We start from the raw sequence: 26,629 nt of genomic DNA on the forward strand, positions 1-26,629 counted from the left end.
CCTTCGACGGCCGGCTCTCCGCAGCCCGTCAGTAACCCCGAACACCCTCGTTACACCGTTCGATTGACAGACCCCAGTAGAAACGAATCCGCAGCAATCAGCTCCACCGGACTTCCTGCGCCGCAACTCGCCTGAGCTGTCTCTCGACTGCGCTCAGATGCCGGGATCAGTAGTGAGCACCGACCTTCGGGGGAATCTGCGTCGCAGTCCCCAGGTTTTCACGCAGGAACGGCTGCGGAAGGTGTCCCAGTTCCACGAGCGGGGCGCAGAGGTCCCAGAAGTACTCGTGACTGGTGATCTTGTTGTCGGCGTCGAACCGCCAGATGGTGCAGCACCGGATGGCGGACTGTTTGCCGTTGGCCTTCAGACCGGGCAGATAGTCGACACCGTCGTGGGTGCCCTGGAAGGTGAGGGGTGTGATGACGATGCCCTTGGCCTCGTCCTCCATGTAGTCGATGTCGAAGACCCGCTCGTCCGAGAGGGCCTCGGTCCAGGACTTCCAGAAGTTGATCAGGTCGTCCCGGCGGGCTCCGCCGGCGCCGAGGGCGTTGTCGTAGTACGTGACGTTCTCGGCGCACAGGTCCTTCATGGTGTCCCAGTCGCGGTTGTTGTAGGCGTCGAGGAACCGTGCGGCGCGATCGGTGCGCTCAGACATTTTCGCCTCCGTGAGGTACCACTGTCGCGGGCTGGATGGTCTCTGCGCCCGCAGTGTCTTCACGCTAAGTCGCCAGGTTGCTCTCGGCCACCTGTGGCCGCCCCGGGCCTGAGCAGGCAGGAAACCGATCATCGTCTGATCCGCTGAACTCGCTGCGGCAGCTCAGTCGGGCCCCGGCGGCGGGTCCCGACGGCGAGTCCGAGCGCCGGAATCCACTGGGCTGTCGGCGGTGGGGCGTTCAGGGGCTTCCGGCTGGGTGATCGTCGAGCCAGGCCAAGCCGCCGATGTCGAGGTGGTGGCGTGCGCGTGTGACGGCCACGTAGGCGAGGCGGGCTTCGCCCGGGTCGATAGGCCCTGGAATCGGCTTGCCGTGGGCATCCTGCTCGTCAGTGTCCCTGGGCGGGGGGAAATCGTCGCCGATCTTCACCCGTGCCCATTCTCGGCCTTTGGCTTTGTGGGCGGTGGAGATGGTGACGTGCGCATGCGATTCCTGGGTGAGGTGGCTGACGGCGTTCAGAATGGCGTTGGTGCCGTGTGTGTCGACGAGGTCAACCAGAGGCTGCAAGTCACGCCCGGAGGGGTCGTATGCGGCGTAGTCCTGGACTGCTCCCCACGTGGGGAAGAGGACGAGTTCGGGATGGCTGGTAGAGCGTCCTCCTTGGAGCTGGCGGGCGGCGAGAGCGAGGGAGCGGAGGCTTTCGCCTCCGCCGACGAGGGCGACCCGGGCGCTGGCTGACAGGAGTGTCATCACGTGCTTCATGGCGCCGACGTTGGTGCGGCACAAAATCGCGTCAGGGGCGGTAAGGGGGCCGAGGTCGGTGGGTGTGCTGTTGCTGCCGGTGAGTCGCAGGGGTGCTTCGGCGATGGTGAGCCAGCGGTTGGCTTCTGTGGCGAGGACGGGTCCGAAGCGGAAGGAGCGGGAGAGGGTGAGGTGGGTTCCGTCGAATCCGGTCATGACATCTTTGGCTCCGCGCCAGTGGTAGATGGCTTGTGCGGAGTCGCCGACCATGACGAGCTGGGCGTGGTCGCGCTGGCTGTTGAAGATGTGCTCGACGACGGGGTTGGTGTCCTGGGCTTCGTCGAGGAAGAGGAAGTCGGCGTGGATTTTCGGGTTGGTCAGTGACCAGATCTTGAGGAAGTGGTCGGGGTCGAAGCGGACGGCTCCGTCGTCGGGGTGCTGCAGGTCGGCCCACGCCTTTTCGGCGTAGGGCAGGACGAGGTCGGCGAGCTCTCGGTGGTGTTCGGGGTTGTCGAGGCCGCGCAGGGGCGGGACATGGCGGCGGGTGAGAACCGCGTCCGCGGAATGGCAGAAGCGGGTCACGGTACGCAGGACGGCGTTCGACAGGGTGGCGGGCATAAGGGTGTGCTCGGCGACGCGGGCCGGCTTGGTGATGCCGAGGTCCTGACCGGTCTGCCAGGCGGGGCGGCGGGGTGCGCCGAGGCGGCGTGCGTAGCGGTGGCCGAGGGCGGCGTAGGCGAGGGAGTGGGCGGTTTTGCAGATGACGGTGGACGGGAAGCGGGCGGCGGCTTCCTGGGCGATGGCGCGGTTGTAGGCGAGGTAGCGGCCGCGGCGCTTCGTTCCGGAGGCGAGGAGGGCGAGGGTGGAGGTCTTTCCGGTGCCGGCGCCGGCCTGGAGTGCCATGTGGTCTCCGGCGTGGAAGTGGTCGGCTGCTTGGGTCTGTTCGTCGGTGGGCGTGAACAACGTGGGGTGTGCTCCGGATCGGGCAACGCTGGGCAGGGTGGGGTGGGGTGCGACGTCTGGGGTTCTTGGGCGGTGTGGTCTCAGCTGTGTCGTCGGGTGCCTTGTGGCAGCCGGGTGGCAAGGAACTGGTGGTGAAGCAGCGGGTCGAGGAGCTCCCAGTCGGCGAGGGCGAGGTCGGGTGCGGCGTTGATGGTCGCGTGGGTGGGGCAGCGTTGTGTGCGCCAGCGGACCTGCTCGCTGTAGGGGAGGTGACTCAGGTCGTAGACGGCGATGTCGGTTGCGGGCAGGCCGAGTTGTTGGGTGCTGCGGCGGTGAGGTGTGGATGGCATGAGGGTCCAGCGTCCTGGGGTGGCGCCGGGGGCGAGGACCGGGTTGGTGCAGCGGGTGCGGCGTACGGTCTGGGCGACGCACTGAATGTCATCGATGGAGGCGCTGGCGATGTAGCGGCCATAGAGGAGTTGGACGACGGGGCGCGCGGGCGTGCACGGGTACGGGTCATCGGGGTGGGGTTCGGTCTCGGGGTGGCCTCCTGGGGTGAGGAGGCCGGCATCAATGAGGCGGCGGGTGTTGAGTGCGAGGCGTCGTCTGATGTCGTCCAGGGCGGGTGACACTGCATCGGGGGTGACACGGGCCGGGCACAGTGCGAGGTGTGCGAGGCGGCACCAGGGGCCGCCGTCGCCGGCGGGGTAGGCGATGCCCGAGGCGAGGTGCCAGCGGTGCGACTCGGGGACGATGGCGGTCGGCAGTTCGAAGGGGTGAAGCGGGATGGCCCGTCGGTTGCTGGTGGTGTGCCAGTTAACTGGGTTGCCGCAGTCGCGGCAGTGGGAGGACTGGGCGATGCGGAGCAGACGGCTGGGACTATCGCGTGCGACAGTCAGGGATCGTCGGCGGCCTTGCGTCTTGGGCGTGCCGTCCCAGTGGCGTCCAGTGGTGCGGGTGGAGTGCATGGGCGTGAAGGTTCCAGGTGACACACCGGGACTGCGGCGACCGTCGCCGCACATTCGCCTGACCGGCCCAACAGGCAGGAACACACGCCCGATGGTCCGAAATTTCGTTCTGGATCGCTGACCGGTTCGAGTGGTCCTTCACGGTGGAAGTTGGGGGCTAGTCTGCAGTGCCTGGCGGCTCGTGCTCCTCACAGAGAGCAGCGAAGAGATCCTCGAAAGGGACGCCGAAGGCATGGCCGAGGGCGTGCCAGGTGTCGAGTGACCCGATAGTGCGGCCCTGCTCGATTTCAATGAGCGTGCGCCTGGATTTGCCAGTCCGTTCGGCGAGGTCGTCGTAGGACCAGCCGCGCTCGCCCCTCAGCCGCACGAGCCGAAGGCGGAGCGCTTCGAAGTTCGGCTCGGGCGGCAAGATCGTCACCCGACCATCCGACGACTCCGACGCCAAACCTGTCAGTGCAGACCTCTGCCCTATTTACGAGGGTGCGGAGGTCGCCCCGCAGGGCAGAGGTCTGCACTACGGTGTGCGGCCGTCACCCTCTTCCCGGCAAGGCCCCTCCGGCCTGGCTCGGCCCGGTGACGGAAAGGAGTCAAGGGCCCGATGAGGCTGTGCACCATGCGCGCTGCGGCGCCGCGTACGTGGGTTGTCGAGTTGCGCCCCCTCCCCCAGGGGCCACTTCTCGTCTGCCCCCAGTGCTCCTCGGCGCCACGAGCACTCCAGGGACGCTCCGCGCGAGCCGCTGCCTTGGCGCACCTCGCGCAGCATGCCCGCTCTTGCCCCCTCCCCCCGCACTTGAGGACATGCCAATGCCACGAACGAGGCTGCTACTGGCATCCGCGCCACCGCGGCTGCGCCGGCCCCGTCCTGCTGGTCCTCGCGCGCCGGCACGGAGGCCGGCTGTGGCGGCTCACGGACGCCTGCACAGCGTGCGCCCATGCCATGCCAGATGCGTCAGTCGTACCGGAGACCAGGCTCACGCGCCCTTCACCACTATCCCGCCGCGTTCCGGTACGTCACCGCCGACCGTGCGACGTCAATGCCAGTGCCCTGCTGGCCGGGCAGATGCTCAGCTATCTGGCAGCGTCCCTACCCCTTCACGCCACTCCCGAGGCCCGGCTCCTCGCCCTCCAGACCGTCTTGCGCGCCAGCTCCTCAGGCGCTGTCCGCCTGCGAAATGGACTCGTCCACGGCATGGGCCACGGATCCATGAGCAGCGCATGGAAGGAACTCGCGGACAGCCGGTTCGTCACCCCCGCTCTATCCACCGACTCGCTCCACACGGGTCGGCTCACCGACTCGGTGACCGGCATGCCGAGCTCCGCCGTGCGCCGACAGGCAGCCGACTGGGCTCTGCGCACAGCACGTCAGGCCCGCGCTCGCGGGCTCGGGCCGAGGGGGCAGCTACTGTCGGTGGGCCTTCACGCGCTCACCGGTCCGTCTCGACGCAACGGCTCTGCCGACACCGACCACGTGGCTCGCCTCTGCGGACTCGCGGCGAGCAGCCTCCTTCACGAGTTCGAGCGCCTGGTCGCGACAGGGATGCTAATGGGCTGGACCCTCTCCTCCACGGAAGAGCAGGCCACCTGGAAACTGGGGTGAGCGGATTCGCCTGTGCACCGAACTGCGTGGTCGAGAGCCCCCCGCGCATGAAGTGCAAAGCTGTGCCATGCCCTTCTCGACAACGGCGCGTAAAGCAGCGGGGACGGGGGCGTGTGGACGTCGCCCGTCGTCCCGGGGCCGCCCGGAGGCGGCAGGGTGCGCAGCGTCGAGCGCGGCAAGGGACGAGCGACAAGCCGCCCGCGGTGGCATGAGCGTTGACGGGAGTTCGTCGTCGTGGCGTGGGCTTTCCGAGGGTCAGGCAGAGCGTGTGGGCGTGGACGGCTGTCCGCTTGCTGCTTGGGCACAGGCCGTCAGGTCGAGGTATCTGGCGGGGCACAGAAGTTCGCGAGCGACTACGGGTGGGCGGTCAGCGTGACCGTGCCGGAAGCCCAGTGGGCGGCGGTCTTGTAGGCAGCGATTGCATCTTGCCCCCCGTTCGACAGCGTGTCGATCATCTGGAGCCAGTCCGAGTCGAACCCCAGAGGCAGCCGCACGCCCATCGTTACGTTTGCGGCGGCGCTGGTGGGGTCCGGGTCCGGAGGGCGCAGTCGAGCGTTCCTGTCATAGTGCTCGTCGTCCGGACTGGGACCGTCGTAGGCCTCTTTGCCTCCAGCCCGAGCACATCCGCGCCAGCTGCGGCGTGGACCGCCCGCGTTCATACAGGGCCGTCGCAGTTCGCTCGATTGCGGCCGCGTCAACGAGTCGGCGGCTCCTCGCATTGGCGCTCCGCGTATGACGCGGCACGGGACAGGTATGGCACTGCCCAGTGGTGCAGCCAGGGGTGGCTTTGAAGGCTGCTGGCGGTCTTGGTCCGGTCGGACTGGATGGTGCGCCAGTGGTCTGGGTTGAAGTTCGCTCTCAGGAAGTCGGGCACGGACCCGGGTCATCACGTACAGGTTCACCCCGTGGCGGCGATGCTTGTGGGAGAAGTCGGCCCGGCTGTCACCTACGCGATCGCACTCTGCGAGCGTGCCGTCGAGCAGTACATAATCAGGATCGGTCTCCCGCAGGATCCGCAGCAGTCCGGAGGGCTCGGCGGGACAGGTGGTCGACGGCTGCGGGACACAGGCGCCGGCAGTACCCGACGGATATACCAAAGTCTGCGGCGATCTGAGCGAGGGTGTCGTGCCGGCGGAGGTAGGCCAGGCCGACGAGGGCCCACTGGTGAAGTGAGAGTTTGCAGCGGCGGTCACCCTCGCCGGTGACGATGAGCATGGTTACCCACTCGGCCAGGTCCGCTCGATCCAGGTGACGATCGCGATCCGCAACTCCTGGCGGGTGGCCCAGGTGCGTCGGTCGAGGACGTTCTTCTGCAGCAGCGCGAAGAAGCTCTCCATCGCGGCGTTGTCGCTGGCCGCCCGCGGCAGGACTGTTATGACCGGCAGTCTGCAGCGGTTCGCGGCCGTTCTGGGGGTTCTGAGCCCAGTTGGGCACTGCGTCGAGGTAGCGCTTGATGCCGGAGGCCAGGCGGAGCTTGTCCGGGGTGCCCGGGAACTCGCGAATCGCCTGGAGGAGTTCCCGCTCCGCCGTCCGGTGATCTTGACGTCGAGCACGTCCAGAAGTTCGTCCCCCTTCCTCCGAGACAGAGGACGCTGCAGCTGGCTTTAGATCTCCGCGTTGGCGAACGACCGGAGGGCGAGTGACGCCTGCTGCGGGTCGAATCGGCCGATCAGGTCGAGGTGTATCGGGTCGGCCGCGAACACCGCACCGTTGCCGTTGGCGAGGAACACCGTGACCACGGTCTTGACGTACTGGCGAACAAGGTCGGCGGGGACAGACCCGTGCTGTCCCACGAGTTCGGCGAGCCGCCGGGCTACTCGCGGTTCGTTGTAGAAGTTGTTCATGGCAAGGTGCACGTCCATGAGCTCCTCGATCACCTCGGCCATCTCCGAGACCTTGACCGCCCCGGGGAGGTGACTGCCACCCTGGGCAAGGTCGATGAGCTGGCGGGCAAGGGCGGCCTGCGCATGGTCGGCATCGGCAAGGAAGCGTCCGAGGCGGGTGCCAACCCAGAAGCGGGTGTCGTCGGAGATGTAGGGCCAGAGCTTCGGCCAGAGGTCGCGAATGTTGTCGAGCATGTGCGGCTCGGCGCCGATGGCGGTGTAGACCCCGAAGATGGGGGCTAACCCGAGACGCTGCGGAACTGGTCCGGGCGGCCGGAGCGAGTCGGTCCCGGGAATGCCGGGCGGGGGTGCTGACGGAGCCGCCCACACCACTGGGGGCGGGGAACGCCGCTCTGCGCAAGAAGGTCCGCGAGCTGGAGAAGGAACGCGAGATCCTGCGGAAGGCGGCGAAGTATTTCGCCGGGGAGACACGTGGGTGAACCGCTTCGGCGTGAAGCGGCTGTGCACCATCCGCGGCATCGCCCGTTCGAGCTTGTACTACTGGCGCCGAACGGCTGCGGACCGGGCCGCACGGTAGGCGGCCGACGCGCGACTCGCTGTCCGGGTGCGGGCCGTGCACTGGGCATCCGACGGCACATACGGTGTCCCGACGATCACCGCCGAGCGGCACGATGAGGGCGACCCGCTTGCTCCGCCGGTGACGTCAGGCTGCTTCAGCGCGCCGGCGCCTGCCCAGCGGATGCCTTCTCACTGCGGATACGGGCGCGCTCGCGTCGTTGAGCGGCCAGGACTTCAGGGTGCGGGCGTTCTTGTTCCACCAGCGCAGGTAGGCGTGCGGGGCCGGGTCTGGACGGTGTGGGTTCCGTAGAGCAGCCTGACCAGCACACCGATGGTGTCCGTCACGACGCAGCGGGCTCGTCACAGCCCACGGCGAGCTGCAGCCAGCTCAGTTCATCGGTGGGATCGGCCTGCGTGAGCAGCGCCTGCCGAATACGGTCCCAGGTTCCGTCGGCGAGCCATCGGTGGTGCCGTTTGATGACACCACTCCACGAGCCGAAGGATGCTGGCAGAGCGCGCCAGCTAGCGCCGGTGTGGTACTTCCAAGCGATCGCTTCGATCACCTGACGGTGAGGACGCCACCGGCCACCCCGAGATGGTTTGGGGGCGGGAAGCAGCGGCTCGATCCGGGCCCACTGCGCGTCGTTGAGTAGCAATTTCCCCTCTGAGAGGTCCGCCAGTTGCCACTCTGTGGCATTGGCAGTGCTGTGGCCTTCGGCTGCCATCCTGCGGCGCTCTGATGAAGTCTTACCTCCCCACACTCCCACACGCTCGCGGCTCTGCAATGCGACCTGCAGGCAGAATTTGTCCACGGGACAGCGGGCGCATACCTGCTTGGCAGACTGAGCCCAGTTGAGGCCCGGCGTCCCCACATCGTGACTGAAGAAGAGGTTCGGGTCGACAGCCGGGTCGGCGCAGGCTGCCCGGCGCCTCCAGTCACTCACGCTGCCGCCAGCCGCGGAAGGCGGCCCACCGGCCGACGCCTCCAGCTGTGCCCTCTGATTTCGCATCACCATGATCCACTTACTCGCTTAACGTCCCGGTCAGTTCCTCCGGCCTTCCCTTGAGGGGAACACAGTCCTGCACTGTGGCTTTGAGTAATTTCTACTCAGAGGTCGCTTTTGCCTGATATTTCATCCCGGAATGGGTTTGTTTGGCGGCCTTCTTCGGGTCGCGCCAGGAGATGGTGTTCTCGCCGGTGAGGCGGCGGGCCGTGAGGTTGATCATCGCGAGGTGGATCATGCCTTCGGAGCGGGCCGGGAGGGTTTCGGGATCGGATGTCGATGCCGCGGGTGGCGGCATGCTCGACGAGCTGCTGGCGGTAGCCGCCGTCGACCCAGACCTTGTTAGCGGCCATGCAGTTCTCCCCGCTGACGGCCAGCGGAACCTCCCCGGTGGCGGCCAGATATCTCTCCCCGCCCTCGGTCGGTGTGGATCAGCTGAAGGGCTTCACTCCCTGGCCAGTGGTGGCCTCGGAGAAGCGGGAAGAGTCACCCTGAGTGACGGTGACGTGGGCATGCTGGAGGAGCCGGCCGACGGTGGCCAGGGCCTTGGGCATGATCTCGTCGAATCCGGAGGGTTGCTCGAGACCGCGATCGAGCGTCGTTGATAGGCGGCATCCACCAGGAGGTAGAAGCCTTCGGCAGCGTCCTCGGAGACGGGCAGCAGCCCGATGTCGTCGACGACGATCAGGTCCGAGCGGACGATCTTGGCGAGGGCTCGGGCGATGGAGTCGTCCGCGCGGCGGCGGACCAGGACTCGATTCTCGGCTGATCAGTCACAGCCGCATCAGCCAAGAAGGAGCCCTTTACGCGTGACGTCGCGCCGTTTGCCGTCGAAACTGGTTTGGGCTGGTATGTGGCGGTGAAGGTCGGCACACTGAAGGGCAGTATCACCCGGCACGCCCCACACGGAGGTGGTGGCCATGGCGAACACCGGCGTGTCCGTTCAGCTGACCCCCGACGGCTACACCGTCACCTGCCCCGGCACCCGCGTCACCGGGCACGGCCCCACCGAAACCGATGCGTGGAACGACTTCTGGAACGCGTACCACGCCCAGTGGAAACCCCCCGCCACCCTCACGGCTCCTGACGGCCTGAACGGCCCGCAGCGCCGACGCAAGATCCTCACCCTGCGCGTCCGCGACCTCTTCGGCTGACGCAGCTCTCCCACGGCACCACCCCGCGCAGGGAGGCCTGAGATGAACGCTCATGTCCTCATGATCCAAGACAGCCGCCAGGCCGTCGCGTACGTGACTGGCGAACTCGACATCGCCACCGCACCCCGCATCCGCGAGGCACTCCTCGATGCCATCCGCCAGCACGAACAGGTCACCGTCGACCTGGACCGGCTCGCATTCTGCGACTGCGCCGGCCTCAGCGCCCTCATCACCGCACAGAAGACCGCCCGCGCACAAGGCACCACCCTGACCGTTCGCAACATCCCGCACCAACTCACACGGCTGCTGCGCTGCATCCCCCACACCCTGCCCGTAGAACCAACCGACCGGCAGTCCAGGGGGCACTTCGGCGACCGACGTGGAAATGATGTTCACAACGAGAACAGCACCACCCGACGGCAAGGCCCTCCGCCGTCGGCGTCGCCATCGGTCGACGGGAAGGGAACTGGCTGGTTTGCCCTGATGTGGGGTCGGCCAGGGCGAGGGCGTCGAGGAGGTCCTGCCGCGAGGTGTAGGGCAGCTGGATGACCGGCCGGCCCACCTACTGGATGTCAAATACCAGGAGCTGGGCGGGAGATCTTTACGGGCACGGGCGACGTCGCCCGGTTGGTGGGCGAGCAGGGTCGCGCTCGTAAGCGGCTGGCCGTCGATGTCGGTGAGTTCGAGACACTACCCGGAAGGTTCGGCCATGACAGTGCCGTCCGCGAGCGGGTACGGAGGCAGCGCGGGCGCGGCGCTGGCCAGGTCGCGCAGGAAGTACCGCTGCGCGGCAGCCTGAGTGAAACCGGCGGCTGTCGGGCGCGTGCGGTGACAGGGCGGTGCCCGGGTGGGCAGGCTGGGGATGCCGGTCGCGGCGGCCGGGCCGGTGCACGCATACAGCTCCCGGTCGCCCAGCCGTGCCCCGGCCAGCGCGATCAGCGCGGCGATCACCTCGAAAGGCGAGCGCCAGTGCGATCTTCTTCAGCGAGCAGCGCAGGAGGGGGGTGCGTCGCGCGAAATCGCTCGGTGAGCCCGACCACCTACTCGGCGAACGTGCGGCAACCTCACTCTGCGGCCGGGCAGCGAAACCGTCGCACTAGCAGTTCGATCACGACCTCCGCCCGGCCTCCGCGAGGTCGGCAAGGCACTGCCGGTAGCCACCATGGACACGGCCGGACACAGCGCCGCAGTCCGGACACCGCCTCACCCGTCACCGATCGCGCCGTGAGGGACCATCCCGCTGCCATCGGCTCTGACCTCGTCCACCATCACAGACGACAGATGAGGGAACGCCGCGGAGAACGTCGAGAACACGCTGCGCCACACGAACGGCCATCCCTCCAGCCGGTTGTGACGACATGTCACCGGACACAAAAGGTGGATCAGCGCCGAACTACATGGCCGTTGACAGCCGCCCGGTCTCACCGACAGATGTACGGGAAGGAGGTGGCTTTCGAGACCGGGGTGGGTGTGAGGATCTCGAGGGTGGCGGTGGCAGTCATGGCGCCGTGTCCCCGGAAGGTCCAGCGCAGCACGACATCGGTCGTACGGTGGCCGCTCGGCACGCGCTGGGTGAGCGTTCCGGAGTCGGTGCCGTCACTGCGGCGCCAACGATAGGTGACGTCGCCAGGGCCGCCGTCGGTCTCCAGCGTGCCGGTGATCACGGCGGTGCCGTTGCAGGGCGGGCCGCCGCTGTCGGTCTGGACGGTCACCGCGGTCACGGTGGTCGGCCGGCCGCTGTGCTGCCAGGCGAGGGCCGCGAGCACTGCAAGCACGATCAGCAGCGGAAGCAGCCACAGCCGCCCACGTTCGCGGCGCGGTGGCTCGGTTGGCGGCGGGAGGGTGTTCGCGCCGTGCCACACTGCCGAGGCATGCGGTGGGATCCCAGGGCCGGACCGGTGCAGCTCGTCCTGCTGGGCGGGGCTGGGCGGCTCGGGTGTCGGCCAGGCCTCGGGGTCGAGGAGGGTCGCATCCTCGAAGGTTTGAGGCTGGGGTGTGGCTTCCGGGTGGGACCGTCTGATCGTCTCGGTGTCGGCGGTTGGTACGGGAGCGGGGGTGGCCACCGGGCGCAGGCGGAGGGTCTCGTCTCTGGGCCCGGCATTTCGTGAGGTCGCCTGTGTCGTGTCCGTCTGATCGCATGCTGCTGTCGGGTGAAGGCATGTGGTGCGGTCGGTCAAGCGGTCCCTTGGCGGTACGGGTGCGGATCTCTCCTCGGGATCGGTCGGCTGGCGGAGCCGGATGGTGTCCCGCGGCGATGGTTGCGCGGGCCCTGCGGTGTCGCCGTTGGGATGTCGGTTGTTCATCGTGCGGTTCCGGTCACCGAGGCGGGTCACATGTGAAGGAAAAAACGCTACTGGTGCTGTTCTGCCCGCGTGCCGCGGATGGGGAAGTGGCTGCCCGGGCGGTCAGCATTTCGGCGGAGTCGAACGGCTGGGAGAAACTGAATGGCACACTCGTCTGGTTTTCCGGGAGGACCAGCTGCTTCACGCCGACCTGACGGCCCATCTCGTCGGTCCAGATCACGGTCAGCGTGCCTGCGGCGGCTCCGTTAGTGGTCACCGAACCCTCGGCCTGCGAGGCGTAGCGGCCGTCGCAGGCCACCGTCATCGAGATCGCGTCCACTCGTAGCGGAGCCTGTGAGGTGCCGGGCGGTTGGGAGGACGTGGCAGGTGCTGCCGTGGCTGGAGCGGGCTTGGCCGTGACGCTCGCGCTCGGCTGCGGCGTGCCAATCGTCGCCGACCCTGATGTGGGCGGCACTGATGTGGGCGGCACCGGGACGGACGCCGAAGCAGCTGGTGAAGCTGAGATCGAGGGCGTCCTTGTCTGCGACGCGCCCACTGCGCCGGTCGGACCGACATCGGGAATGGGCCAATGGCTGGTCGTCGGCCGTGGCCCGGCGTCCCCGGCGGTGCCGGTCGCCTTATCTGCCCCGGCCATCGAGAGCCCTGCCAGGACGCCGCCGAGCAGCACCACGCCGGCGGCCGCGGCCCCGATCCCCTTCGCCTGCGGCGTGAACCGCGGTCCACGCCCGGCCGGAACCGAAGGACCGCCTGATCCGCCCGGCCCTCCGAGCTCGGTCGTGGCCAGCGAGGTGGCGCCGGAAGCCTGCCCGCTCCCGGAAGGTAGCAGCAGCGGCAGCAGTGCCACCAGGGCGGCAAGCTGGCCCTTCCCGCGTTCCTCCCAGTCCGGACCATAGGTCGCGCCGGCCACCGCTTCGAGCTCGGCGACCAGCGCGGCCGCGTCCGCGGGCCGCTGCTGCGGCGTCTTCGCCAGTCCGGAACGGATCAGCGGCCGCAAGGCCTCGGGCGCCAGGTTTTCGGGGATGGCCGCCTCGGTGTGCGCGACGGCCAGTTCCACCAGCGTCGTTCCAGCATACGGTCTCGCAGCGGTCAGGCACTCAAAGAAGGTCGCCGTCGCGGCGTACACATCGCCAGCCGGAGAAGCTGGCTCCCCGGCCCACTGCTCAGGAGCCATGTAGGCGGGAGTGCCAGCGATATCGCCGCTCTCGCCGGCGCGTACCGCGATGCCGAAGTCGACCAGTTTGGACGTACCGTCAGTGGTCACCAACACGTTGCCGGGTTTGTAGTCCCGGTGAACCACGCCCACCGCGTGGGCGGCTGCCAAACCGAGCAGCGAGCCTTGAGCACGGTCAGCGCCGCCTCGGGCGCGGTGGCCCCCTCGGCGTGGAGCAGATCGCGCAGCGAGAGCCCCTCCACCAGCTCCATCACTATGGCCGCGCCGCGCGGTCCCTCGACGTACTCATGGAGCCTGGTGACATGCGGCGAATCCAACGCGCCGAGCAGTTCGGCCTCGGCACGCATGCGCCCGTGATCGGCCGTCTTGGTCTCACCGTTCATGTATTTGATGGCCACCGGTATGCCGGTGGCATCGTGCCGGGCGAGAACAACACGACCCGTGGCACCGGTACCCAGTTCGCGGCCGTGCGTGTAGCCAGGGAGCTCCCAATCGTCCCCCTGCGGCATCCCGCCGACCTGCACAGGCGGCCCGCTGTGGCCTTCCATTCATTACCCCCTGATCTATCAGCACGCATGCCGAACCGGCATAGGTCATCTGACGCATCGCACCTACGAGTCGGCCGGCCGTATCGCTCAAGGCACCCTGAACGCGGCACACCGCCATGGGCTCGAACCTGGGCTGTCGATCAAGAGCCAGCCGCTCTTGTGCTGACTGAGTCCGACACCCCAGCGACCATAGCTCGCTTTCGTTCCCGGCCAATGCGATCGGCGCCGGATACCTTCCAATACATGGCAATCGCCGGAACTGCCAGTGCCAATGGGCCGGGAAGTTGAGTAGCTGCAACTCACCCGGGCAACACGTCTGGGGACGTCAAAGCAACGGCAGATCTTGGCTGTTGAGGTGTCAGGTGTTGCTCGAGGTCAGGCGGCGCTTGAAAGCGACCTGGAAGGCGTTCAGGGGTGCCTTCCAGGGCATGGTCCACCGCTTGCCGCCCTTCATCAGTGCCGTGTCAATGCTCTTGAGGCGACAGCCTCGTTGGAGAGGCGTCCGCGGGCTCGGACAGCCTTGCGGAAGCGGGCGTTGAAGATCTCGATCGCGTTCGTGCTACAGATGGCCTTACGTAGATGTCGACGAAGAGGAGGGGCACGAGCGGCCCAGGCATCCGGCACCTCGACGACCTACTGAAGCCCCTGGCTGAGGCGTGGCGAGGGGCGGCTCCCGGGTCCACTACGTCAAAGTGTCTCCGGTTCGGCCAAGTTGAAAAGGCTCACCGACCTACCGGGATGTCAACAACTGGCATCGTGAGCACTCGTTTCCCGACCCGGTGATGGCTCCAACGCCAGCTTGTGGCCCAAGTCCATCCAGTAGACCGGAAAGTCCAGCACGGAACCACGACTGACCCACTTCGGCCCATCGCCTTCGAGGGCAAGTAGATGGAGAACCGCGTCGACAAATCGTGACCAGCTTCCGCCCTTCATCAAGTGACACGTCCGCAAGGTCACCTCATCCGTCCTGACCGTCAGCTGCTCCACCCCGGGGTGCGTTGCGGATACCAACGACGCTCACCGCTCAACTTCGAGGACTCGCCCCCGAAGAAAAACGGGCACCCCCTCAACCCTGCGGGCTGAGGGGGAACCTCTCTATCTCAGTCTAAAGTGGCGGAAGGAGTTTGACCTTGAGAAAATCGACTCCGTGATTCGGCTGAGCCTCGAGGCCATGCCACCACTTTAGAACCAACAATTCCTGACCGATTAGAACCTGCGTGTCCTACTTGGCGTTGACGGTGAAGCTGACCTGAGCGAAGTCACGGGCGCTGGTAGGAGTACCGAAGTCGTATTCATCCGAGGAGTTGACGACGGTGTAATTAAAGGGAGTACCCGACGTAGACACCACCTTGTCGTTCGCTCCACCGAACCCGTCCCAGTCGGTCGTGCTGCAGCTGGCCCCCTCGAACAGGCTTGAGCGGGCCTGGGCGAACACCCGAGGCACCTGAACCCCGTTCTCCAGGTTGTTTCGATACGAGGCATCGATGACAGTGACAACCCTGACCTCGTCCACACAGCGGGTGACAACCCATTCGGTGCTGGTGCCGAACTGGAGGGTTCTGGCACCGAGCGCGACGCTGAACGACTGCTCGTCGTCCGGGTCGGGGCTGTCCTCATCAGAGATGAAGATGTTCATGCTGCCGCCCACGACCTTGGCGGGCGGGGTGGTGGCCGCGTGGGCAGCAGTGACAGGAACGGCCAGGACAGCAGCAGTGGTGGCGGCCAGTGTGGCCATGGGAACCAGGCGGCGGCGAACAGACATTTCCAAACTCCGATCTTTGCACTGCGGTGTGCTCTTGACCGAAGAAACGAACACCCCCGACATGAAGGCCAGGTAATCACTACTCATCATCGGCTCCCCTCCGCGTAAGCGGCGCAAGAGCACCTCTCGCAGGGTGCTATTCACCGTTGCCCCCCACCTCACCATCTCCCCACCACCGCTGGGTTAAGTAATCGATCCTTCACCCGGCGTATTGATCTTGAGCTCCACCGGTCCCGAGGCCCCGGCCTCCTCGAAGATCCCCCAAGGCGCACTCCAGGCCGCTGCGGCACGTCTGGAGGTTCGGCACGCGCCTGCCCAACAGGCCTGTCATCCCCTGCGGCGCCGGCCAAGCGTGAACCGAAGGAGACTCGGTACGCCCAGGAGCTGCTGGACGTCAGCCACGAGAGGTAGGGCTGCCGAGCACCCCGGACAGCACGCGCCCATCCGCAGGGCCTTCTGGACCGAGGACCTTCCTGGAGGTCCAGCCATGCTCGTCGAGATAGGCAGCTCCTACTCAGGCCACGGTTGAGCTGCATCAAGCATGAGACAAAAGGCACGGGGAGCATTCACCTAGGGACCCCAGCCGATTGCCTTGTCCGAAACCAACGGACGTGGTTGTGATGAATATGAAGAGATCGGTGCATCTCATAAGCCCAGCAGGTACAGCACCTGGGGAAGAGCCCTGGCTCACCCAGGTCGAGTCGCGGGGGATGATCTACTGCGGTACACGCGGCAGATGGCGTAGTACCGTGAGGTGATCGAGCGCACTGTGCGAGTGCCCCACGCAAAGCGGCTGAGTCTCGACTTTCCGTGCGGCCGTGCGGCGCGGCATCGGCTTTGCAGCCCCCAGTGACAATATTGCTGTCACCCCTGGCATCCGGGCCTAGTCTCCGACCGAAACGGGTCCACTTCCCCCGGTGGGGCCCACCTCGCAGTGCTGCAGAGCATCCTCGGTTCCGATAGAGCCTCCCATCCGCGGGAAGCCAGCCGATGGTCTACGCACCGATGCCTCCCGCGCGCCGGCATGCTTCAGGCCGACCCTACAAAAGATGCCTTAGATGAGTAGGGACGACTCATGCCGCCCGAAGGTGAAGCGCCGGAACCTTGACTCCTACCGCCCTCAAGAGCGAGGTCGCGGGATGACTCAACGGAGGAGTTGAGGATGGGCAAGGGATGGCAAGAGAAGGCCGCTTGTGCGGCTCCTGGTGTTGATCCAGACACGTTCTTCGCCTCAGTGGAAGGACACGCCCCGCGCGGTTGGGAAAAGGAGGCGAAAATGGTCTGCGCAAAGTGTCAGGTAGTTCGCGAGTGCATGAATTTGGCACTTGAACATGCCATTTCCGATGGAGTCTGGGGAGGACTGACGGGCTGGGAGCGATATTCGATGGGTGGTGCCCGTCCGCGGAGCGGTAAATCCGCCAAGCGTGAGGCCACGGCTCTGAGAGAGAAGGCCAGCGACTCATGAAACGACCCTGTCGACAGCTATCCTCTGAATCGATCGCAGCAATCCGGGGTCTTCAACCGGCCACAGCAGTCATGCTCGACAAGCTGGACTGATCGAGAGCATGCGTGGGCCCGGCTCTCACATCCGTCCGCATGCCGTCATCGGTCTCACTGAACCTTCCTCATCCTGTGCGGGTGGGTGAAAGTCGCCAGCCGCACCTGGGGCGAAAAGGGGAAGACACCTGTCGTGCGGCGGAGCGGGAACCGGTTCTCGGTGAACGCGATGTCGGCGATCAGCGCCAAGGGCCGGATGCACTTCACGGTCTTCACCGAGAGCTTCACCGCCAAGGTGATGTGCCGTTTCCTGGACCGGCTGGCCGGCCGCTTCGACCGCAAGGGGTTCATCTCGTGGTCGACGGCCACTCCGCCCACCCCGACGCCGTCGAGCTGCACTTCCCGCGCCCCCGTACTCGCCCGAGCTCAACCCCTAAGAACTGGTCAACGCCGACCTCGATCCAGCGGGGAGTACCTGCCCCCAGGAACTGAGCTTGGGCCCGGGATGACCTGCTGGCGGCGTCTGGCCGCGTGGAACGAGACCGGTGTATGGAACCAGCTGCACCTGGTGCTGCTGAAGAAGCTGCGGGTCGAGAAGAAGACTGGACTGGTCGCGGGCGGTGATCGACTCCTCCCACGTCAGGGCCACGCGACGGGGCCCAAGAGTGGTCCCAGCCCAGCCGACTGCGCATGGCGCCGGTCACCGGTCTGCTCAGCCGGCCACGCCGGCGGCCCGACATACTTCTGGCCGACCGCAGCTACGACAAGGACCGCCGCCTGGTCTGGGCAACCGGCGTCAAACCGCTGATCGCCCCCCCTCCCGCGGCGGGCCGCACGGCTCCGGCCTCTCGGCATCCACCGCTGTGCCGTGGAACGGACCATCGCCTGGCTCCACGGCTTCCGCCGGCTCCGCATCCACTGGGAACGACGCGACGATACCCACGAAGCCTTCCTAAGCCTCGCTACCTGCCTGATCACTCGCCGTCACAGCGAAACGCCTTCGTTAGGACCTCTCATTCCCCCGAGATCGTGCACCCCGGCCCGCCTACGTTCGCAATATCGCAGCCACCACTTGGCACTCCTTTGACGAGACCTTGGACGTCCTCGCCGCATGAGCGCCAGGTCTGCGCGTAGCTCTGGCGGGGCCGGACGGGGTAACTTCGTCATCATCGACGGGATCCTCATCCCCACCGACCACATCGCCGCGGGCCGCTGCGTACTACTCCCCAAAGCACGAGACTCACGGCATGAACGCGGAGGTCGTCGCCCTCCCGGATGGCACACCCCTGTGACTGTCCCGTGCGACGCCCGACCGTGCCCCCTCCAGGCATGCCTCACGGCTGATCCTCATCGCCGACCGCGCCTACCAGGACGCCGGCGCCGCGTTCCGAACTCTCGAACCACCACAGTGAACAGCCCGCGCAGTACCAGCAGTTCAGGCGCGGCTACGTCCGCCCTAACGCCCCGGCGAATGGGCCTGCGCCCGGTTCAAGCCCTGGTCCATCATGCGCAGGACGCGCTGCTTCACCCCGCGTCAGCGAATCGCGCAACCTCTCCACACCCTGCTGACCTGCGGCTGCGACGGCGGCGGGTGTAAGAGATTGCCAGGTCGTGATCGCGTTACAAGCCCGGAAGGCGCGGCATCCAGTCCACGGAGCGATACAGACGGTTGGCCTTGGAGGAATTTGCCTTCGCCCCCTGATGGATAGGAGGCGAAGGCAGGGATGCTGATCAGCACGGGGGGTTGAAGCCGTCAGCAGGGCTGCGGCACGCGTTCCATCGTGGAGAGCCCTTCCTCACGCCGAGAAGGGTGAATCCCTTCGGCGCTCCTCTAGTTGATCACCTCTCAGGGGCAGTTGGTTGAGTAGTTGCTACTCGTGTGCCCGACAGGGCATCTACTGGCCTGTTCAAGGCCGAGAGGATGCAGCCACGCTCTAAGGCTTGACGTCTCGTCTGCACCGCGGTTCTCTACTGGATGAGCCACTCGTCCACTTCGCAGGGAGGGGAGCGAGCATGCCGCTCTCTCGCCGCACATTCCTTGGAGGAGAAGCGCTGGGTGCCGCCGCCGTGACGGCTCTCGCACAGGAACTGGCGGTCAACGACTAGTAGTTCTGTCCAGGCACGGAGGGCGCCGCTCGGCGCGGAGGGCCGGCCGTGCGCAACACCGAACTCCTCCTACCCGCGCCGTTCGCTCTGCAGCCAGGCCGCCCCGCGAACAACGAGACTTTCCCCCCTCTCCCCCAGCGAACCGGAGGCGTCGTGCGTCGTGTCCTGACCGTGCTGGCAGCGGTGCTGCTGCCCGTCGTGCTGTTCTCTCCCGCCGCGCAGGCCTCCTCCGGCGGCTACACCGATCCGCCGTTCCGTCCCGGCTGCCAGGTGCATCACTTCGGCGAGGGTGAGACCCCGCCTTGGTGGCTGTGGCTGGAAGACCCGCTGTGTGTGGACTACCTGAAGCGCGACATCACCTTCGACGACGGCGGCGCTCTGGAGTTCCTGCTGGCAGAACCTGCGCGGTTCGCCGTCGCACTGGCCGCCTGCCGTTACTGGCAGACCGACCACTGGAGTGTGCAGACCACGCAGGGCGCGACCGCTCTGGTCGCCTGGGACGGCAGCTATTGGTTCGACAAGCGGGCGCAGACCGCCGCGGCCAGGCTCACCAACTTCCGCATCAACGGACAGTCCGTGGGCATCGGCGACGTCGTCATCGCGCTGCGCGACAGCCACCCGAGTCTCGCCGACGCCTTGGCCAGATACGGTACGGAGCACGGTGAAACCGGGCTGTCCACCGAACTGCCGTACAGCGCATGGTGCTCCTGGCAGGCGTGATGAACCGACGCCGCCTGCTGCAGACGATCCTCGCCTCGACGGTGCTCTCGGCGCTCGGCATGCCGAGCGCTCGCGCGACAGTCGTCGACGCGTGGACGCGCGACACCCTGGACGCGTTCACTGACACCCTGATCCCGGGCACCAAACGCTATGCAGGGGACACCGCCGTCGCGGGCGCCGCGCCAGGCCCGGGCGGCGCCGACGCCGGCTTCACCGATCTTCTGCTGCATCCGGCCCTCGCCCTGGCGCCTGTGCTGCCGGGCATCGCCACGGTGCTGAACACCCGCGCCGCCTCGTACGCCGTCACGCGCGGCATCTGGCTCCCGCCGTGGCTGCCCGCTTTCGTCGCGCTCTCCTACAGCCGCAGAACAGCTGTGGTGTCGGACCTCTTCCAGCCCTCCGATGTGGACCGGCAGCTATGGAGCGTCATGGCGCTGCTGTCCAGCCTCGCCTTCGATGCGGCGGCCCACCTCTCCACCCGCCAGGCCATCGCCGAGGGACACCCCGGGCTGCTCTTCCTCGGCTTCCCGCCGCCCGGGCCCGATGGCCTGTGGCGCTACCCCGATCACTCCTACCGGCGTGTCCTGGCCGCCGTCCATCCGCACACCACTGCAGAGGGGAGCCCACCGTGAGCACCGCCCTGTGCGACGTCGTGGTCATAGGTTCCGGGTTCGGCGGAGCGATCCCCGCCTACTACGCCGCTGCCGCCGGGGCGCGGGTCGTGGTCCTCGAGCGGGGGCCGCGACTGGGGGCGGCCGACTTCACGCACGACCTGCAGTTGAGCTCCGTCAGCCGGATCGTGGACGTCATCCAGGGCGACGGCCTGACCGGCGTGGCCGGCAACTGCGTCGGCGGATCCAGCGTCGTCTACTTCGCCGCCTCACTGCGCGCCCCCAGCTTCGCCTTCGACCGCAGCGGCGGCACCGGCCGCCGCCTGTGGCCCGCCGCTCTCACCCGCGTAGCTCTCGACCCCTACTACGACCGGGTCGAGCAAGCTCTGCCGGTCAGCACGCAGACATGGAACGACGTCTCCTACGCGGGAGGCCTTTTCGCCGCCGCCTGCCACCACACCGGCCACACCGCCAACCCCGTCCCCCTGGCCGTCGACCTGTCCTCGTGCACCGACTGCAACTGGATGCTCAACGGCTGCCGTTTCGACGCCAAACGCTCCATGCTCCTGAACTATCTGCCCGCCGCCGAGGCGCACGGCGCCGTCATCCGCCCGCTGCACGAAGTGCAGGCCCTCTCCCCCGCGCTGACGCCTGGCTACCGCTACCGCGTCACCTACACCACCCTCGACGCCGATGACTACCGGCTGCCCACCGGCGCCGGCTGCATCGAAGCCCGTGTCGTCGTCCTTGCCGCCGGGGCGCTCGCCACCCCGGTCATCCTCAAGCGTTCCGCGCCGCTGCTCGGCGGTATCCCGGCCGCAGTGGGACGGCACCTCTCCGGCAACGGCGACCGCGTCAGCGTCGCCATTGTCGACGAAGCCGCGGCAGGCACTGTTCTCGGTCTGCACCGCACCGCCGACAAGACCTACGACGCCCACCACATCGGCAAGGGCATCACCGCCATGACCTTCGACTACCTGGACGCCGACCGGCCCGAACACCAACGTTTCAGCCTGCAGCAACTAGCCTTCCCCGCCCTCACCAACATGCTCGCCACCACTGCGGGCACGCACCGCTGGTACGGCGCCGAGAAGAAGAACCTCAGGGCCGCCTGGCGCAGCTGGCTGACCGTCCTCGCCATGACCGAGGACGACGGCGAAGGCATGTTCTCCGCACCACCGCCCACCGGCTCGTTTCTCCGGGTCGGCCCCGGACTGGGCATCGGCAGCTTCCGATACGCGCCCGGTGAGGGCACTCGCGCCGGCTGGGCGAGCGCCGACCACGCCCTACGGGACATCCTCGAAACCGACGGCATCGCAACCGTGGAGCCCTGGGCCGAGCAGCCCGGCGGCGCGCTCACCACACACCCCCTCGGAAGCTGCCGGCTCGGTGACGACCCCGCCACGTCCGCGCTCACCCTCACGCACGAACTACGTGACCATCCCAGTCTCTACATCACCGACGCCTCCGCGGTCCCGGCGGCACTGACGGTCAACCCCGCACTCACCGTCGCAGCGCTCGCCGAACGCGCCAGTGAACACATCCTGCAGAACCTGACCGCACAGGGACTCACGACAGCGAATGGGGTCCCCGTGCCCGGGAGTTGAGCCTGAGACTGCCACGCCCGGGAGGCGCTCAGCAGGGTCGGGGACTGGCACGGTGGCAGCTGCTCCGTTTCCAGTCCCCGCTGCTTCACGCCGTACGCGCGGCTCACCCGCGTACGGCTCTCCAGCATCGTCCACCCGGCTCCCGCCGCTGCGGCTTTGCGTCCCCGTCCGGCGCGGATGACGGGCCGTCAGTTGCGGTGTCCGGGAATGATCTCTCCTTCGAATGTCGCCGTGGGGGTCGGGAGTTCGTCGTCGGACACGAATGCGTGTCGGCAGTCGGGTGCCTTGCCCGTGCGCAGGCCGAACGCGAAAGCGTCGGCGTAGCCCTTGGCCGGCCTGGGGAAGAGAATCTCCAGGTGGGTGCCTGCTGGGATCTGGCTGGGGTGGATGGAGGCGGTGATCGCACCGTTGCGATGGTGGAAACCGATGGCCTTCAAGGTGGCGTAGCCGAGTTCAGGGTCCTCGCCCTTGTCCAGCGGGCAGGTGGGGTCGTCTCTGTAGACGCGGGCCGGCACGCCCATGCGCTCCAGATCGCGCTGGAGCTGGGGCAGGTCGGGCTGCGTACCGGCTTCGCGAATGGTGACCTTGACGGTTCCCCGCCGGTCGCGGTTCAGGGTGTAGGCCACGGTGGAGATCTGCTGGGGAAGGTTACCCGTCGCGGCACGGTCGGTGGCGGTGACGGGGAATGCCGTGGGCGGGGTGGTCTGGTGGACGGCGAGCACGGTTCCGGCCAGGCAAGCGGCCAGGGCTACGGGGGCCGCCAACCGCACTGCCAGGCGGCGACGTGGACGGGCGGGGCGAGCGTCTTGTGTGACGTTGCTCATCAGGAAGTCCTCAAGCAGGTGTTGGCGGTCTTCCGAAAGAACCGGATCGCCGGGTGCCGGCAGAAGCCGGGCCAGCTCCGTGTGATCCAGCGGTTCCTGCCGCCGCCACGGATTGAAGATCATCGGTTCTTCTCCTTGTTCGACCGGGCCGCTACGGTGCGGCCACCCCGTACTTGTCCGCCGCTTGCCGCCGGTTCCGTCTTTTCTCGGTCAGCCCGCCTCTTCTTCAGTTCTTCCTCTGCGAGCTTGCGCAATCTCGACCGGGCACGGGCGAGCCGTGAACGGACCGTTCCCACCGGAACTCTCAGGGCCTGTGCCGCCTCTGGATAGCTGAGTCCGGACCACACGCACAGCGTGAACACGTCCCGCTCCGACTGACGAAGTTGCGCCAGCACCGCCTGTGCCGCGGCAAGTTGCTCGGCATCCGCGATCCGGCCGATCAGCTCGTCGGCGAAGTCGGGCACGGTCTCCCTCGCCGGCATACGGGCCACAGCGCGGTCATGGCGCCGCGCGGCGCGCGTCGTGTTGCGCAGTACGTTCGTCGCTATACCCATCAGCCAGGGCCGCGGGGTTTCTCCCTCGTCCCGCAGCTTGCCGCGAAGCCGCCACGCCTCCAGGAACGTCAGCGAGACGATGTCCTGGGCCACTGCCCAGTCACCGCTCACCCGCACCGCATGGCGATACACCATCTGCGCATGATCTTTGAATATCTCCCTGAACGCCTCAGGGTCTCCTGCCCGGATCCGGGCGTGCAAAGAAAAATCCATGCCTTGTCTTGTCCGCCAGCCCCCTGGTGTCTCGGTGATCCTCACCACACGCCTCCTTGGCGGAGCCGTGGCCCATCGTCCGCTGTCTGTCACAGGTTTCAGTGGCTCCCGCTTCAGCGGGCTGGACCGGCACCAGTTGATCGACATGTGTTCCGGTCCGATCCGGCCTGGCGGGTGGCGACATATCCGGCCCGGTCCCGAGAGTGACGCCGCCCGCAAGGGTCACGCACCCCGTCAGTGATCGAGCAGGAGGGCCGGAAGTCCAGCTTTCCTATCCGACGCGGCCCCGCACTGGTGCTGCCCGATCACGCTCACCCTGGACTTCGGCCTCATGCTGAAGCCAGACATAGTTGACGGGCTGATCCGCATTCCAGCTCTGAGCGAGGCCGACATCGACTGGCACAAACCCGGCGCCCCGATAGCAGCGCAGGGCTGTCTCGTTGTGTGGATGCACGCGCATGAAGACGTCGCGATAACCTGCGCCGAGAGCCTGTGCGAGAAGTCCTCGTACCAGCACCCGGCCGAGTCCCTTCATGCGGCTTCCGGGGGCCACAATGATCCGGGCGAGCTCAACCTCATCTTCCTCAGCGTCGAACCACAGCTCTCCGTAGCCGACAAGCCTGCAGTCCTCGACGAGGACATGAGCCTGCACGTCGTCATCCCGCTGCCAGTCAGCGACCGTCTGCGTGGGCACGGGGAACTTCTGCTGCCCGCACCACATGAAGACCTCGCTGCCGGAAGTCGGCCAGTTCGCCACCGCGACTGCGTGAGCGGCGGAAAAGGGAAGAAGGTCCATATTTGTCGGTCCGTCCATGGCCATGATCTGATACGCCACCCCAACCGGCTTGCAGGCCGGACTTTACGTGGCCCGTCCTGTCGCGATCCACCCTCAAACTTCATACACATGCTGTCGCCGCACGGGACCAACGCCGAATACGAGCGCCCCCCTCGGGGACCCGGTCTCGGCCACACCGAGCTGCGCGTTCGGCCCGCTCGGCATAGCGCGGTGATCGACGTGACGACATCGGAAGTTGTTGACTGATGAGGTCAGACACCTTGATCATCAACCGACCGCTCCCGATGTTCCACCACCAGCCACTCGCACCCTGGTTCGGGACGGCTACCTCAGCGCACGACGGCGGGCCTGGGAGACCGGCCGTCCCTGTGCATTCCAGGCTCGTGAGTGCCCACACTGGAGGGAACCTGGGAAGGCCGCAGCCGGGGCCGGCCGGCCCGCGTCGGAGCGGGTTGGGTATCGGCCGCCAGGTAGACGGTGTAGGAGATCACTGAGGGAACGGGGACGCCGAGCTTGCCGGCGGACTTCGTGAGCACCTCTTCGTCATCGAGGATCCGTCCGCTGGCCGGGTCGACGATCAGGGTCTGCCGAGTGGGCAGGCCACCGTGGTCGCTGTCGAGAGAGAACGCCTTGCCGGTCCGGCCTGCCCGGTCGGTGGTGGTGCCCTGGTAGGTGATCCCAGGAACGTCGGCCAGCACGCGCAGCACCGCGGCCCGTTCCGGGGCTGAGAGGACGCGCTCGTGCAGCAGGTCTGTGATCGCCATCAGGGTAACGGCAGGGCCGTTCTCCTCCGGATGGCCCTGCTTGAGCCAGGTCTTCAGCGCCTTGGCATCGGTCGGCGGGCGGCCCTCCCGCGCCCAGGAGCCGGCGGGCACGTCGTTGACCTCCGGCTTGCTGGGGCCGGTGGGCCAGCCCCCCTGTTCCTTCCAGTACGTGCGGGCTTCCTTGCTGGGGAACTCGGGCGCGCCGGCGCGCCTGGTGGAGTGCACGGAGCCGTCCGGGTTGACCCACAGTTCGGATTCCGTCGGCACGACGGCGGAGACGGTCCTCTCGCCGACACTGGTGTTGAGGTACCAGCCGCGGTTTTTGAAGTGCTCGGTGCCGCTCACGGTCGTGTCAGGCTGGCGGGCGGCGGTGTCTGCGAGCCGCTCAAGGAGCTTCGCCGCGTCCTGGGCGGGGGCGTCTTGTACGTAGGTCAGCAGTTCGGGGGTGGCGGCCAAAGCTGGAGTGCTGCTGGTCCCGGGCAGGAGAACTGTCACGCCGAGCGCGAGTGCCCCGACCGCGGCGGCGGTGCCGACCAGGGCGAGTCCCCGTCGGCTCGGCGCCGGGGACGGGAGCCTGCTGCTCGTCTTCTTGCTGTCCTGGCGGGCCATCTGGAGCCAACTACTCATGAGGTGTTCCTCACGCTGGTGCCGACGGCCGGGCGGGAAGTCCCGCTCTGCGGGCACCGGCAGCATCCGGCGCAGTGCCCGCAGGTCGCTGTCATCGTGGCCTGGCGTCATCGCGACTTCCCTTCATCTGGCCGGACCGCGGTGTTGCGGTCACCTGTTAGCTGCCAGGTCACAGGCGCGGGTTCCTTGTTTGCGCGGAGATCTTTCTCAGTGAGTTCGTCGAGGCGGCGACGGGCACGCGAGAGACGGGAGCGCACTGTGCCGACGGCGATGCCGAGGGCCTGTGCCGCTGCGGCATAGTCCAGGCCGGCCCATACGCACAGTGCCAGGACTTCCCGGTCGGTCCGAGGCAGCCAGTCCAGCGCCTGGCGCATCGCCTCGATCTTCTGCTGGTCCTCCATGCGGCCGACCAGCTCATCGGCGAAATCGGGCAGCAGCCCCGGCGCAGGCAGTCTGTCGAGCAGGGCCCTGTGGCGGCGGGCGACCCGGCGCCTGCGGTGGACCACGTTCGTGGCGATGCCCAGTAGCCATGGCAGCAGGCCGCCTCCCTCGGGCTGGATCTTGGAGCGCAGCCTCCAGGCCTCGAGAAACACCAGCGAGGTGCAGTCCTCCGCGGCGGACCAGTCGCCGGTCAGCCGGAAGCAATGGTTGTACACGGAGGTGGCATGGTCATGAAACAACGTGCCGAAGGCACCCTCGTCACCGGCCCGTAGCCGGGCTCGAAATCCTGGATCCATACCTGCCTCTGCCATGTCGCCCACCCGGGTTCCCGTGGCCCTGCTCACAGCAGGCAAGGAGGCCGCCTGCCCACATCGGCGATGCCGGGCGTCTGTGCGCCAGGCGCACCGGCGCGGCCCTGCTGAGGCGGCGCGCAGCGGGCGTGGGTCACCTGCTGTGCCCCGCATCCACAGTCATCACAGACGGCGCGGGCGGTGAAGAAATGAGTAGGGCGTACTCCCCTGTGGATGCTGGTCTTGGCGTGTTGAGCCTGCCAGCGGGCGTAGATCGCAGTCCCACCACACGACCACGTTCAATGCAGATGGCAGGAACGGTGCCGCAGGTGTC

Annotated in this window: 23 protein-coding genes and 8 pseudogenes; 8 read left to right on the top strand and 23 right to left on the bottom strand. The window is 67.3% G+C overall.

The genetic code is table 11. The features are described from left to right. Window positions 1-166 precede the first annotated feature (166 nt). The 12 genes and pseudogenes from KV205_RS31500 to KV205_RS31550 all read right to left on the bottom strand — a co-directional run. Entirely contained in the window at window positions 167-655 is a 489-nt protein-coding gene (locus tag KV205_RS31500) for an ester cyclase (protein WP_265868233.1), read from the bottom strand. A 238-nt stretch (window positions 656-893) separates the two neighbouring features. Continuing rightward, entirely contained in the window at window positions 894-2,357 is a 1,464-nt protein-coding gene (locus KV205_RS31505) for a UvrD-helicase domain-containing protein (protein ID WP_265868235.1), read from the bottom strand. Between the two features lie 80 nt (window positions 2,358-2,437). Next, window positions 2,438-3,304: a DUF6083 domain-containing protein gene (locus KV205_RS31510; RefSeq protein WP_265868236.1), complete on the bottom strand. Its 867-nt coding sequence runs from the start codon at window positions 3,302-3,304 to the stop codon at window positions 2,438-2,440. A 157-nt stretch (window positions 3,305-3,461) separates the two neighbouring features. Continuing rightward, window positions 3,462-3,722, bottom strand: coding sequence for a helix-turn-helix transcriptional regulator (locus tag KV205_RS31515; protein ID WP_265868238.1), 261 nt, complete (start codon window positions 3,720-3,722; stop codon window positions 3,462-3,464). A 2,042-nt stretch (window positions 3,723-5,764) separates the two neighbouring features. Then, window positions 5,765-6,116, bottom strand: a pseudogene (locus tag KV205_RS31520) (transposase family protein); the annotation flags it as partial. Window positions 6,117-6,130: 14 nt separating this feature from the next. Then, a pseudogene (locus KV205_RS31525) lies at window positions 6,131-6,259 on the bottom strand (IS3 family transposase); the annotation flags it as partial. A 246-nt stretch (window positions 6,260-6,505) separates the two neighbouring features. Then, window positions 6,506-6,979, bottom strand: a complete 474-nt coding sequence (locus tag KV205_RS31530; protein ID WP_265868241.1) for a hypothetical protein — start codon at window positions 6,977-6,979, stop codon at window positions 6,506-6,508. 492 nt (window positions 6,980-7,471) lie between these two features. Then, a pseudogene (locus KV205_RS36615) lies at window positions 7,472-7,603 on the bottom strand (IS630 family transposase); the annotation flags it as partial. Between the two features lie 41 nt (window positions 7,604-7,644). Beyond that, window positions 7,645-8,028, bottom strand: a complete 384-nt coding sequence (locus KV205_RS31535; protein WP_265868299.1) for a transposase — start codon at window positions 8,026-8,028, stop codon at window positions 7,645-7,647. Between the two features lie 9 nt (window positions 8,029-8,037). Next, window positions 8,038-8,319, bottom strand: a pseudogene (locus KV205_RS31540) (WhiB family transcriptional regulator); the annotation flags it as partial. A gap of 88 nt (window positions 8,320-8,407) precedes the next feature. Further along, a pseudogene (locus KV205_RS31545) lies at window positions 8,408-8,648 on the bottom strand (IS5/IS1182 family transposase); the annotation flags it as partial. Between the two features lie 90 nt (window positions 8,649-8,738). Next, a pseudogene (locus tag KV205_RS31550) lies at window positions 8,739-9,058 on the bottom strand (ATP-binding protein); the annotation flags it as partial. Window positions 9,059-9,227: 169 nt separating this feature from the next. On the opposite strand from KV205_RS31550, the gene KV205_RS31555 reads away from it, so the two are divergent. Then, window positions 9,228-9,461, top strand: a complete 234-nt coding sequence (locus KV205_RS31555; protein ID WP_265868243.1) for a hypothetical protein — start codon at window positions 9,228-9,230, stop codon at window positions 9,459-9,461. A gap of 42 nt (window positions 9,462-9,503) precedes the next feature. After that, entirely contained in the window at window positions 9,504-10,010 is a 507-nt protein-coding gene (locus KV205_RS31560; protein ID WP_265868244.1) for an STAS domain-containing protein, read from the top strand. 141 nt (window positions 10,011-10,151) lie between these two features. Here KV205_RS31560 and KV205_RS31565 read toward each other — a convergent pair whose 3' ends face one another. The 6 genes from KV205_RS31565 to KV205_RS31585 all read right to left on the bottom strand — a co-directional run bounded on the left by KV205_RS31565 (window position 10,152) and on the right by KV205_RS31585 (window position 15,389). Further along, window positions 10,152-10,412, bottom strand: a complete 261-nt coding sequence (locus KV205_RS31565) for a hypothetical protein (RefSeq protein ID WP_265868245.1) — start codon at window positions 10,410-10,412, stop codon at window positions 10,152-10,154. A 470-nt stretch (window positions 10,413-10,882) separates the two neighbouring features. Next, window positions 10,883-11,236, bottom strand: coding sequence for a hypothetical protein (locus tag KV205_RS31570; protein ID WP_265868246.1), 354 nt, complete (start codon window positions 11,234-11,236; stop codon window positions 10,883-10,885). Between the two features lie 541 nt (window positions 11,237-11,777). Further along, on the bottom strand, window positions 11,778-13,067 hold the full coding sequence (locus KV205_RS31575; RefSeq protein WP_308404121.1) for a serine/threonine-protein kinase: 1,290 nt from the start codon (window positions 13,065-13,067) through the stop codon (window positions 11,778-11,780). Continuing rightward, a complete protein-coding gene (locus KV205_RS31580) occupies window positions 13,022-13,483 on the bottom strand; it encodes a protein kinase (RefSeq protein ID WP_265868247.1) in 462 nt (153 codons plus the stop codon). The genes KV205_RS31575 and KV205_RS31580 overlap by 46 nt, the downstream gene beginning before the upstream one ends. A gap of 453 nt (window positions 13,484-13,936) precedes the next feature. Then, the gene (locus KV205_RS36465; RefSeq protein ID WP_308404119.1) at window positions 13,937-14,107 is read right to left on the bottom strand and encodes a transposase; all 171 of its coding nucleotides are present in this window, start codon (window positions 14,105-14,107) and stop codon (window positions 13,937-13,939) included. A gap of 598 nt (window positions 14,108-14,705) precedes the next feature. Continuing rightward, window positions 14,706-15,389: a hypothetical protein gene (locus tag KV205_RS31585; RefSeq protein ID WP_265868248.1), complete on the bottom strand. Its 684-nt coding sequence runs from the start codon at window positions 15,387-15,389 to the stop codon at window positions 14,706-14,708. Between the two features lie 1,018 nt (window positions 15,390-16,407). On the opposite strand from KV205_RS31585, the gene KV205_RS31590 reads away from it, so the two are divergent. From KV205_RS31590 to KV205_RS31615, 6 genes and pseudogenes are all read left to right on the top strand, one after another. Continuing rightward, on the top strand, window positions 16,408-16,710 hold the full coding sequence (locus tag KV205_RS31590) for a WhiB family transcriptional regulator (RefSeq protein ID WP_265868249.1): 303 nt from the start codon (window positions 16,408-16,410) through the stop codon (window positions 16,708-16,710). Between the two features lie 180 nt (window positions 16,711-16,890). Further along, window positions 16,891-17,176: pseudogene (locus KV205_RS31595) on the top strand (transposase); the annotation flags it as partial. 409 nt (window positions 17,177-17,585) lie between these two features. Further along, window positions 17,586-17,727 (top strand): annotated as a pseudogene (locus tag KV205_RS31600) (transposase); the annotation flags it as partial. Between the two features lie 1,169 nt (window positions 17,728-18,896). Next, the gene (locus tag KV205_RS31605; RefSeq protein WP_265868251.1) at window positions 18,897-19,568 is read left to right on the top strand and encodes a hypothetical protein; all 672 of its coding nucleotides are present in this window, start codon (window positions 18,897-18,899) and stop codon (window positions 19,566-19,568) included. Continuing rightward, window positions 19,547-20,200, top strand: a complete 654-nt coding sequence (locus tag KV205_RS31610) for a DUF5987 family protein (RefSeq protein WP_265868252.1) — start codon at window positions 19,547-19,549, stop codon at window positions 20,198-20,200. The genes KV205_RS31605 and KV205_RS31610 overlap by 22 nt, the downstream gene beginning before the upstream one ends. Further along, entirely contained in the window at window positions 20,197-21,786 is a 1,590-nt protein-coding gene (locus KV205_RS31615; protein ID WP_265868253.1) for a GMC family oxidoreductase, read from the top strand. Before KV205_RS31610 ends, KV205_RS31615 begins: the two co-directional genes overlap by 4 nt. Window positions 21,787-21,974: 188 nt before the next feature. Here the strand turns inward: KV205_RS31615 and KV205_RS31620 are convergent, their stop codons facing one another. The 5 genes from KV205_RS31620 to KV205_RS31640 all read right to left on the bottom strand — a co-directional run bounded on the left by KV205_RS31620 (window position 21,975) and on the right by KV205_RS31640 (window position 26,316). Further along, complete coding sequence (locus tag KV205_RS31620; RefSeq protein ID WP_265868255.1) at window positions 21,975-22,733, bottom strand: hypothetical protein; 759 nt, start codon at window positions 22,731-22,733, stop codon at window positions 21,975-21,977. Next, on the bottom strand, window positions 22,730-23,377 hold the full coding sequence (locus tag KV205_RS31625; protein ID WP_265868301.1) for an RNA polymerase sigma factor: 648 nt from the start codon (window positions 23,375-23,377) through the stop codon (window positions 22,730-22,732). Before KV205_RS31625 ends, KV205_RS31620 begins: the two co-directional genes overlap by 4 nt. A gap of 271 nt (window positions 23,378-23,648) precedes the next feature. Continuing rightward, a complete protein-coding gene (locus KV205_RS31630) occupies window positions 23,649-24,212 on the bottom strand; it encodes a GNAT family N-acetyltransferase (RefSeq protein ID WP_265868257.1) in 564 nt (187 codons plus the stop codon). Between the two features lie 290 nt (window positions 24,213-24,502). After that, complete coding sequence (locus tag KV205_RS31635; RefSeq protein ID WP_265868258.1) at window positions 24,503-25,675, bottom strand: CU044_5270 family protein; 1,173 nt, start codon at window positions 25,673-25,675, stop codon at window positions 24,503-24,505. Then, window positions 25,672-26,316, bottom strand: a complete 645-nt coding sequence (locus KV205_RS31640; RefSeq protein ID WP_265868259.1) for an RNA polymerase sigma factor — start codon at window positions 26,314-26,316, stop codon at window positions 25,672-25,674. The genes KV205_RS31635 and KV205_RS31640 overlap by 4 nt, the downstream gene beginning before the upstream one ends. Between the last annotated feature and the right edge of the window lie 313 nt (window positions 26,317-26,629).

Source organism: Streptomyces sp. SKN60, assembly GCF_026236535.1.
In the GTDB taxonomy this organism is placed as follows: domain Bacteria; phylum Actinomycetota; class Actinomycetes; order Streptomycetales; family Streptomycetaceae; genus Streptomyces.